The organism is Lentzea fradiae (assembly GCF_900100955.1).
In the GTDB taxonomy this organism is placed as follows: domain Bacteria; phylum Actinomycetota; class Actinomycetes; order Mycobacteriales; family Pseudonocardiaceae; genus Lentzea; species Lentzea fradiae.
In genome coordinates this window covers 47,502-56,661 of sequence record NZ_FNCC01000026.1, presented here as the reverse complement: position 1 = coordinate 56,661, position 9,160 = coordinate 47,502, and the positions used below count along the sequence as shown (strand labels likewise).

Here is a 9,160-nt window from a genome sequence, read left to right as displayed (position 1 = left end):
GGTCAGGCGCTTGTGGTAGCCGGGCTGGTGCGGCAGGTACGGGAACAGGTGCCCGAGCCTGCCGTAGGCGAAACGCAGCCAGTGGTGCTGCGACGGGAAGCCGAGCAGTACCTGGGCCACGGCCAGGCACAGCAACTCCGCGTCGGAGAGCTTCTTGCGCCGGCCGGGACGTCTGCGTTCGGGTGGTGTCAGGTGGTCATCGCAGAACACGTAAAGTGCAGTCAGGAGGGTGTCCAGATCGGTCGTCACAAACCTGATCTTGACACCCTCCTCCTGCGTCTCAGGACCGCCTTCAGCTCAAGAGCCAAACGGAATCAATCATCTAGATCCCGAGGACGCGGCGGAACGACGGGCACTCCAGGTGTGTCGGTGCCGGGCACGCCGCCGCGTGCCGCAGGTCGTCCCGCATCCGGACGAGCTGTGTGATCGTCGCGTCCAGCTCGTCGGCCTTGGCCGCCAGCATCGCGCGGTCCGGCGACGGGCGGCCGTCCGGCGAGAACATCAGCGCGATCTCGTCGAGCGAGAACCCGGCGGTGCGGCAGACCGCGATCAACGCCAGCTGTTCGAGCACGGTCGAGGCGAACACGCGCGTCAGACCCTGGCGCCGCACGGGTGCGATCAGGCCGCGCTCTTCGTAGTAGCGGAGTGTGGAAGCGGGCACGCCGGAGCGGCGCACCACCTCGCCGATTCCGAGTTCGTCCACGACACTTGACCTCAAGCCGACTTGAAGCAGGACGGTACGAGCATGACAGCAGAGGTGAACAGCGAGCAGGCCGCCGGGTGGAACGCGGCGGGACAGGGCTGGGTGGCCGCGCAGGACATCGTGGACCTGGTGCTGCGGCCGTACGAGGAGATTCTCGTGCAGGTCGCCCGGGAACGGCCGCGTGAACGGGTGCTCGACGTCGGGTGCGGCACGGGTGCCGTGGCCAGGGCGATCGCCGCCGCCACGGGGGCGCACTGCCTCGGTGTCGACATCGCCGAGTCCATGATCACGGGGGCCAAGGCGCGGGGCGGGGCGGAGTTCCTGCTGGCCGATGCGCAGGTGCACCCGTTCGAGAAGGGGTTCGACCTGGTCGTGAGCCGGTTCGGGGTGATGTTCTTCGCGGACCCGGTCGCCGCCTTCCGCAACCTGGCGGACGCGGCCGCGCCCGGTGCCGACCTGTGCTTCCTCGCGTGGCGGTCGGCCGAGGAGAGCCCCTTCATGAGCGCCGCCTCCCAGGCCGCGGCGCCGTACCTCACGGACATGCCGGCGCCGGACCCGAACGGGCCTGGGCCGTACTCGCTGGCCGACCCCGCCAAGACCCGCGACGTCCTGGAACGGGCCGGGTGGGGTGGTGTCGAGCTCACCGCGGTGGACGTGGTCGGCACCATGCCGGAGGAGATGCTCGAGCCGTACCTGACCCGCCTCGGGCCGGTCGGTCTCGCGCTGCGGAAAGCCGGCGAAGCCGACCGGGAGCGGATTCTCGCCGAGGTGCGCGGTGTGTTCGACCCGTTCATCGGTGACGGTGTCGTGCGGATGCCGGGCGGGATCTGGAAGGTCACCGCGTCAGCTCCACTCTGACTGGCGCTGCCACGTCATCAGGTTGTCCAGCACCTCGCCGGACCAGCCGCGCGGGTCCAGTTCGGCGTGCACGGCGTAGCGGCCGCGGTAGAACAGCAGCGGCTGCGCGTCGCGCACCGGGCCCAGTTCCTCGACCGAGCCGATGACCAGGTGGTGGTCGCCTGCGTCGTGGACGGTCGTGACCCGGCAGTCGACCCACGTGAGGGCTCCGTCGAGCACCGGGGCGCCGGTGCCCGACGGGGTCCACGACACCCCGGCGAACTTGTCGGCGCCCGACCTGCCGAACACCGCCGACACTTCCCTCTGGTCGTCGGCCAGCACGTTCACGCAGAACGCGCCGGACGGCGCCATCGCCGCCCAGCTGCCCGAGGTCCGTTGTGGACAGAACAGCACCAGCGGCGGGTCGAGCGACAGCGCCGCGAACGCCTGGCAGGCGAACCCGACGGGCCCTTCCGGTGACATGCCGGTCACCACGGTCACCCCGGTGCAGAAGTGACCGAGGACGGATCGGTAGCGGGCCGCTACTTCTGGACGCCCACGCTGAAGTCGTGTCCCCACAGGCTCACCGCCGTGCTCTCGCGTGCGATCCACTCGTCGTCGGACACCTGCCGTCCCTCGCAGCCGAACTCGACGTCGAAGCCGCCGGGTGTCTTCATGTAGAACGACAGCATCAGGTCGTTCACGTGCCTGCCGAGCGTCGCCGACATCGGCACCTTGCGGCGCAGCGCGCGGTCGAGCGTCAAGCCCACGTCGTCGGTGTCCGAGACCTCGACCATCAGGTGCACGATGCCGCTCGGTGTCGGCATCGGCAGGAACGCGAGGCTGTGGTGGCGCGGGTTGCAGCCGAAGAACCGCAGCCACGCGGGCGGGCCGTCTTCGGGCCTGCCGACGAACTGCGGCGGCAGGCGCATCGAGTCGCGCAGCCGGAAGCCGAGCACGTCGCGGTAGAAGTGCAACGCGGCCTCGTCGTCCGAAGTGGACAGCACGACGTGCCCGAGTCCCTGCTCCTCCGTCACGAACCGGTGCCCGTACGGCGACACGACCCGCCGGTGCTGCAACGCGGCACCGTGGAAGACCTCCAGGGTGTTGCCGGACGGGTCGTCGAACCGGATCAGGCCGGTCACCCGGCGTTCCGCCAGCTCCTCGGCGGTGCCCTCGACGTACGCGACACCGGCCGAAGCGAGGCGTTTCGCGACCTCGTCCAGCTCGGCCTCGGTGGCGGCCTCCCAGCCGGACGCCTGCAACCGGTCCGCCGCGCCCGGCACGATCACGAGCCGGGCCGGGAAGTCGTCCATCCGCAGGTACAGGGCACCGGGGGTGGAACCCTTGCCCTCGACCATGCCGAGGACCTTCAACGCGAACTCGCGCCACGCGGCCACGTCGGTGGCCTCGATGCGGAGGTATCCCAGCGAACGAATCCCCATCACGCCTCACTCAGGAAGTCGAGGGCGAGCCGGTTGAACTCGTCGAACTTCTCCAGCTGCGCCCAGTGCCCGCACCCGCCGAACACGTGCAGCCGCGCACGCGGGATCAGCTTCAACGCGAGCAGCGCGCCGTCGAGCGGGTTGACGCGGTCTTCGCGGCCCCACACGAGAAGTACGCGCTGACGCAGCTTGTACGCCTCGCGCCAGAGCATGCCCAGCTCGAAGTCCGGGCCGGAGAACGACTTGCCGAGCGCGGCCATCGCGCGCAACGCCTCCGGTTTCGACGCGGCCTCGAACCGTTCGTCGATCAGCTCGTCGGTGACCAGCGACTGGTCGAACACCATGATCCGCAGGAACTCCTCGATCTTCTCCCGCGTGGGCGTCCTGGCGAACGCGCTGAGCTTGCGGACGCCCTCGGTCGGGTCGGGCGAGAAGACGTTGAGCGACAGGCCACCCGGTCCCATCAGCACCAGCCGTCCCGCCCGTGTGCCGTGGTCCAGCGCGAACCGGACGGCGGTGCCGCCGCCGAGCGAGTTGCCGAGGATGTGCGCCCGTTCGACCTCCAGGTCGTCGAGCAGGTCCTTCACCGCCCGTGAGGCGAACGAGAAGTACTGGTCGTGCTCCGCGGGTTTGTCGGACCGGCCGTAGCCGGGCAGGTCGACCGCGAGCACCCGGAACGACTTGGCGAACACCGGGATGTTCGCGCGGAAGTTGCTCAGCGCCGACGCGCCGGGCCCGCCGCCGTGCAGCAGGACCAGCGTCTCGGCGTTGTCCGCGCCTGCTTCGTTGCCAGGCCCTTCTTCGTGGTAGTGCAACCGGACCTTCATCCGCGCTCCCCTCAGAACAGACCGTCGCGGACCTGGATGCCGAGCTCGTGCTTGCCGTACAGCACCAGAACGCGTTCCGGATCGTTGGCCGCGTGCACGCGTGCGGCGTGCGCGTCACGCCAGAACCGGGGCAGCGGCAGGTCCTGGTTGATCGCTTTGCCGCCCGCGCTCTCGAAGAGCCGGTCGATCGCCCCGAGCGCCCGCCCGCTGCCCAGCACCTGGTTGCGGCGGGCCCGCAGGCGCAGGTCGACCGGGATCTTCGTACCGGCGACGGCGTGCTCCCACTCGTCGGTGATGTCCTTCTCCAGCTGCCACCACGCGGTGTCGATGTCGTTGGCCGCGATGGCGATCCGCACCTGGGCGAACGGGTCGTCGACCGACTTCTCCCCCAGGTACGCGGCACGGACGCGTTCGCGCGTCGCGCCGACGTGCAGGTCGTAGGCGCCGGTGGCCATGCCGATCATCGGCGCCGTGACGGCGTACGGGTGGACCGTCCCGTACGGCATGCGGAACAACGGGCCGGGGTTGACCTCCTGGCCGGGGCACTTGCAGCGGGCGGTGTGCGCCATGCTGAGCGTCCGGTGCTCCGGCACGAACACGTCCTGCACCAAGATGTCGTTGCTGCCGGTGCCGCGCAGGCCGACCGTGTCCCAGACGTCGTTGATCGTGTAGTCGGCGATCGGCAGCAGGAACGTGCGGAAGTCGACGGGTTTGCCCTCGTCGTTCATCACCAGGCCGCCGAGCAGCACCCACGTGGCGTGGTCGCAGCCGGACGAGAAGCTCCACTTGCCGCTGAACCGGAACCCGCCCTCGACCGGGGTCGCACGGCCGGTCGGCGCGTACGAGGAGGAGATCCGGGTGTCGTGGTCGTCGCCGAACACCTCGTCCTGTGCGCGCACGTCGAACAGCCCGACGTGCCACGGGTGCACGCCCAGCACCGACGCGACCCAACCCGTCGAGCCGCACGCGCTCGCGATCATCCTGACGGCGGTGTAGAAGTCGAGCGGGTGCGACTCGAAACCGCCGTACCGCTCCGGTTGCAGCATCCGGAAGAACCCGGCCTCCTGCAACGCCTTCACCGACTCCGGCGGCACCTTGCGCAGCTCCTCCGCCTCGGGCGCGCGTTCGGCAAGAGCAGGCAGCAGCTCCCGCACGCGGCCGAGGATCTCCTCGCTCATCGGACCTTCTCCCTGCTCAGCTCCAGTGCGATGTCGATCAGCTGGTCCTCCTGGCCACCGACGAGCTTGCGCTCACCCGCGCGGACGAGGATCTGCGCGCCGGACACGCCGTAGCGCTCCGCCTGCGTGTACGCGTGTTTGAGGAAGCTGGAGTAGACGCCCGCGTAGCCCATCATCAGTGCCATCCGGTCGAGCAGGCACTCGTCGGGCATGACGGGCCGGACGACGTCCTCGGCCGCGTCCACGATCTTGAAGAAGTCGACGCCGGTCTCGAAGCCGAGCTTGTCGCAGACGCCGACGAACGCCTCCAGCGGCGTGTTCCCCGCGCCCGCCCCGAACCCGCGCACGCTGCCGTCGATCTGCTTCGCCCCGGCCCGTGCCGCGGCGACGGAGTTCGCCACGCTCAGCCCCAGGTTCTCGTGGCCGTGGAACCCGACTTGCGCGTCATCGCCCAGTTCCGCGACGAGCGCCGCCACCCGGTCCGAGACCTGTTCCAGGACAAGGGCCCCGGCCGAGTCGACGACGTAGACGCACTGGCAGCCCGCGTCGGCCATGATCCGCGCCTGCTTCGCCAACGCCTCGGGTGGCTGCGAGTGCGCCATCATCAGGAACCCGACGGTCTCCAGTCCGCGAGCGCGGGCCAGCTCGAAGTGCTGCACGGACACGTCGGCTTCGGTGCAGTGGATGGCGATCCGGACGATCGCGGCGCCGTTGTCCTGCGACACCAGAATGTCTTCCTTCACGCCGACGCCCGGCAGCATCAGCACGGCGATCTTGGCCCGTTGGGCGGTCTCGGCCGCGACTTTGATCAGCTCCTGCTCCGGTGTGTGGCTGAAGCCGTAGGTGAACGACGAGCCGCCGAGGCCGTCGCCGTGCGTCACCTCGATCACCGGCACTCCGGCGTCGTCGAGCGCGCCGACGATCGAACGCACGTCGTCGGCGGTGAACTGGTGCCGTTTGTGGTGCGAGCCGTCACGCAGTGACGTGTCGGTCAGCCGAAGTCGTTGCGGCACGGGCGATCTCCTCCCCCACCTTGGTCGCGGCGGCCGTCATGACGTCGAGGTTCCCTGCGTAGGGCGGCAGGAAGTCGCCCGCTCCCGCGACCTCCGCGAAGATCGCCACCCGGCCGGCGTCGTACTGCGGCTCGCGCAGCAGCCGATAGCCGGGGACGTAGGTCTGGATCTCGGTCTCCATCCGGGCGATCGAGCGGGTGATCGCGTCCGGGTCGGCGTCGGAGGGGATCGCGCAGAAGACCGTGTCGCGCATGATCATCGGCGGGTCGGCCGGGTTGAGGACGATGATCGCCTTGCCGCGGCCCGCTCCCCCGATCGTCTCGATGCCGTGGCTGGTCGTGCGGGTGAACTCGTCGATGTTGGCGCGCGTGCCCGGCCCCGCCGACACGGAGGCCACGCTCGCGACGATCTCCGCGTACGACACGGGGACGACCCGCGACACCGCGTGCACCATCGGGATCGTGGCCTGCCCGCCGCACGTGATCAGGTTGATGTTGGGTGCGTCCCGGTGCTCGCGGAGGTTCACCGGCGGCACGACGTACGGCCCGACCGCCGCCGGCGTCAGGTCGATCGCCCGGATGCCCGCCTCCGCGTAGCGCGGCGCGTTCGCCCGGTGCACGGCCGCGGACGTCGCCTCGAACACGATGTCCGGCAGCTCGTCTTGGCGCAGCAACCACTCCGCGCCGTCGACCGAGACCTCCAGGCCCAGTGACGCCGCCCGTCGCAGGCCCTCGCTGGCCGGGTCGACGCCCACCATCCAGCGCGGTTCCAGCACCGGCGAGCGCAGGAGCTTGTGGAGCAGGTCGGTGCCGATGTTGCCGGAGCCGACGATGGCGGCCTTCACCCGAGTCACCTCACTCGAACTTCAGATCGACGGAACCGAGCCCGGTGAACTCGGCGTGGAACTCGTCTCCCGGCCCGGCGTCGATCGCGCGGGTGCACGAGCCGGGCAGCACGACGTCACCCGCGAGCAGCCGGACGCCGAAACCCGCGACCTTCTGCGCGAGCCACGCCACGGCGACCGCCGGATCGCCGAGCACGGCGTCACCGCGTCCCTCGGCGACCACCTCACCGTTGCGCCGCAAGGTCGCCACCACCGCGCCGATGTCCAGTTCGGACGGGCGTACGCGCGCGTCGCCCAGCACGAACCCGGCCGACGACGCGTTGTCCGCGATGGTGTCCTGGAGGCCGATCCGCCAGTTCTCGATCCGGCTGTCGATCAGCTCGATGGCCGGGGCGACGAACTCGGTGGCGGCCAGCACGTCCTCGACCGTGCAGCCCTCGCCGGGCAGGTCGCGGCCGAGCAGGAACGCGATCTCCACCTCCACCCGCGGGTAGAGGTACGCCGACGAGTCCGCCGTGCCGTGCAGCTGCATGTCGTCGAGCAGGTGGCCGTAGTCGGGTTCGTCGACGCCCATCATCTTCTGCATCGCGAGCGACGACAGGCCGACCTTGTGGCCGATCACGTCGCGGTTGCGGTGGCGGACGTTGAGCAGCTGGATCTCGTACGCGTCCACCACGTCGATCTCCGGGAACAGCTCGACGAGCGGCTTGATCGGCACGCGGTCGCGTTCGGCCGTCCTCAGCAGCTCGGCGGCGGCCTCCCTGTTCTGCGTGGTCAGCACCTGTCCTCCTTCACAACGTGCTGTCCTGCCCGGCGACCGGAGAAGACGCAGTCGGCGAGCGCGAGCCCGCTCACGTAGGACTCCGAGCACAGCCCGACCGCCGACCGCCCGGCCGCGTAGAGACCGGGGACTCCGCGCACCTGACCGGTGTCCTCGTCGACGACGAGCCCGCCGAGCGTGAGCATCGGGCACGGGTAGCCGAACCCGCCGCGCACCGACACGTCGATCAACGAGTAGGGCGGCGTCCCGAACGGTTCGGGCACACCGATTCCGGCCTTGTCCGCGACCTCCTCGACGGTCGGCGCGGTCACCAGGCCGCGGTTCAGCAGGTAGCGCGCCTGCCAACGCTGGAACGGCGCGGTCTGAGTCCGCACCTGCGCCCGCGCGACGCGCAGGATGTCGTCGTCGACCAGCAGCCACGCCTTGCCGCCACGCCGGACGATCTCGTCACCGATGGCCGCGCCGTACCGGGTGGCGTCACCGAACCGCTGCCCGTCGGCGTCCACCAGCACGCCGCGCTGCAACGCGCTGGGCGGCGTCACGAACCGCCACACCGACACCTTGTCCATCCGCGCGGTCTTGCCGCCGGCCGCGACACCGAGCCGGATTCCGGCGCCGTCGTCACCGGGAGTGCCCAGCGCGAGACCGCCGCGGTGCGCCGGAGCGTGCTCCCGCACCATCTCCCGGTTCGCGATGAAGCCACCAGCGGCGATGACCACGCCTCGCCGGGCGGTCACGGTGCGCGGACGGCTGAAGCGTTCCAGCCAGGCCGCCGGCCCGAACAGCTTCCTGCCGAGCGGCGGGTAGTAGAGCCACGGCTTCGCGCCCGCTTTCGACAGCAGGCCGTGCAGCAGTTTCGGCAGGCCGGTCAAGGTGCGGCACCGCACACCCGTCACCCGGCCGTCCACGACCAACTCGACCGCGCGCGTCTGCGTCAGGACCCGAGCGCCCGACCGACGTGCGGATTCGGCCAGCCGCGCGAAGAAGACCCCGCCGGACGTGCCTTTCGCCTTGGTCCGGTGCCCGCGCGGGGCCGGGTCGGGCCACGCGTCCTCGCTGCCGGACTGGTACAGGTAGTAGTCGTCGGTCGGGTAGGACGTCTTGAACGGGCAGACCGCCGACGAGAACGGCACGCCCTGCTCCTCCAGCCAGGCCAGCATCGAGGCGCTGTCCTCGCAGAACCGGCGCAGCGTCGCCTCGGACACCGCGTCCCGCACCTCCGTGCGCAGGTAGGACTCCATCGCCTCGACCGAGTCGGCGACTCCGGCCTCCCCCTGCTGCCGCGTCCCGCCACCCGCGTACACGACGCCGCCGGACAACGCGGTCGCGCCGCCTCCGGCGAACCGGTCGAGCACCACCACGGACGCGCCGGTCGCCGCGGCCTCGATGGCGGCGCACGCGCCCGCCGCGCCGAAACCGATGACCACGACGTCCGCGATGACCTCCACACACCCCTCCAGAAACAGGTTCTTGGTGGGCCTTCTTGGCTGGAACTCCTACACCATAGCGCCAAACCGGCTCAGAACTATAAC

The 9,160-nt window shown here is 70.4% G+C and carries 10 protein-coding genes and 1 pseudogene; 1 reads left to right on the top strand and 10 read right to left on the bottom strand.

Going from position 1 to position 9,160, the window contains the following annotated elements; all coding sequences use genetic code 11:
• Both BLT23_RS38425 and BLT23_RS38420 read right to left on the bottom strand, forming a co-directional pair.
• Positions 1–249: pseudogene (locus BLT23_RS38425) on the bottom strand (IS982 family transposase); the annotation flags it as partial.
• 73 nt (positions 250–322) lie between these two features.
• The gene (locus BLT23_RS38420) at positions 323–703 is read right to left on the bottom strand and encodes a helix-turn-helix domain-containing protein (RefSeq protein WP_090060059.1); all 381 of its coding nucleotides are present in this window, start codon (positions 701–703) and stop codon (positions 323–325) included.
• A 42-nt stretch (positions 704–745) separates the two neighbouring features.
• On the opposite strand from BLT23_RS38420, the gene BLT23_RS38415 reads away from it, so the two are divergent.
• On the top strand, positions 746–1,561 hold the full coding sequence (locus BLT23_RS38415) for a class I SAM-dependent methyltransferase (RefSeq protein WP_090060055.1): 816 nt from the start codon (positions 746–748) through the stop codon (positions 1,559–1,561).
• Here BLT23_RS38415 and hsaB read toward each other — a convergent pair.
• Genes hsaB through BLT23_RS38375 form a run of 8 tightly spaced genes read right to left on the bottom strand, consistent with a single transcriptional unit; the run spans position 1,547 to position 9,076 of the window.
• Positions 1,547–2,119: a 3-hydroxy-9,10-secoandrosta-1,3,5(10)-triene-9,17-dione monooxygenase reductase subunit gene (gene hsaB, locus BLT23_RS38410; RefSeq protein ID WP_281248961.1), complete on the bottom strand. Its 573-nt coding sequence runs from the start codon at positions 2,117–2,119 to the stop codon at positions 1,547–1,549. The two genes, BLT23_RS38415 and hsaB, sit on opposite strands and share 15 nt — an antisense overlap.
• A complete protein-coding gene (gene hsaC, locus BLT23_RS38405; protein WP_090060053.1) occupies positions 2,083–2,985 on the bottom strand; it encodes an iron-dependent extradiol dioxygenase HsaC in 903 nt (300 codons plus the stop codon). Before hsaC ends, hsaB begins: the two co-directional genes overlap by 37 nt.
• Entirely contained in the window at positions 2,985–3,812 is an 828-nt protein-coding gene (hsaD, locus tag BLT23_RS38400; RefSeq protein WP_090060050.1) for a 4,5:9,10-diseco-3-hydroxy-5,9,17-trioxoandrosta-1(10),2-diene-4-oate hydrolase, read from the bottom strand. Before hsaD ends, hsaC begins: the two co-directional genes overlap by 1 nt.
• An 11-nt stretch (positions 3,813–3,823) precedes the next feature.
• The gene (hsaA, locus tag BLT23_RS38395) at positions 3,824–4,990 is read right to left on the bottom strand and encodes a 3-hydroxy-9,10-secoandrosta-1,3,5(10)-triene-9,17-dione monooxygenase oxygenase subunit (protein WP_090060048.1); all 1,167 of its coding nucleotides are present in this window, start codon (positions 4,988–4,990) and stop codon (positions 3,824–3,826) included.
• Entirely contained in the window at positions 4,987–6,003 is a 1,017-nt protein-coding gene (dmpG, locus tag BLT23_RS38390; protein ID WP_090060046.1) for a 4-hydroxy-2-oxovalerate aldolase, read from the bottom strand. Before dmpG ends, hsaA begins: the two co-directional genes overlap by 4 nt.
• Positions 5,963–6,856: an acetaldehyde dehydrogenase (acetylating) gene (locus BLT23_RS38385; RefSeq protein ID WP_090060085.1), complete on the bottom strand. Its 894-nt coding sequence runs from the start codon at positions 6,854–6,856 to the stop codon at positions 5,963–5,965. Before BLT23_RS38385 ends, dmpG begins: the two co-directional genes overlap by 41 nt.
• Position 6,857: 1 nt before the next feature.
• The gene (locus BLT23_RS38380; RefSeq protein WP_090060044.1) at positions 6,858–7,628 is read right to left on the bottom strand and encodes a 2-keto-4-pentenoate hydratase; all 771 of its coding nucleotides are present in this window, start codon (positions 7,626–7,628) and stop codon (positions 6,858–6,860) included.
• Positions 7,622–9,076, bottom strand: coding sequence for an FAD-binding protein (locus tag BLT23_RS38375; RefSeq protein WP_090060042.1), 1,455 nt, complete (start codon positions 9,074–9,076; stop codon positions 7,622–7,624). The genes BLT23_RS38380 and BLT23_RS38375 overlap by 7 nt, the downstream gene beginning before the upstream one ends.
• Positions 9,077–9,160: the final 84 nt, after the last annotated feature.

Coding starts and splice junctions, on each gene's coding strand:
- hsaC (WP_090060053.1), bottom strand. CDS start 2,985: ATGGGGATTCGTTCGCTGGGATACCTCCGCATCGAGGCCACCGACGTG.
- hsaA (WP_090060048.1), bottom strand. CDS start 4,990: ATGAGCGAGGAGATCCTCGGCCGCGTGCGGGAGCTGCTGCCTGCTCTT.
- hsaD (WP_090060050.1), bottom strand. CDS start 3,812: ATGAAGGTCCGGTTGCACTACCACGAAGAAGGGCCTGGCAACGAAGCA.
- BLT23_RS38415 (WP_090060055.1), top strand. CDS start 746: ATGACAGCAGAGGTGAACAGCGAGCAGGCCGCCGGGTGGAACGCGGCG.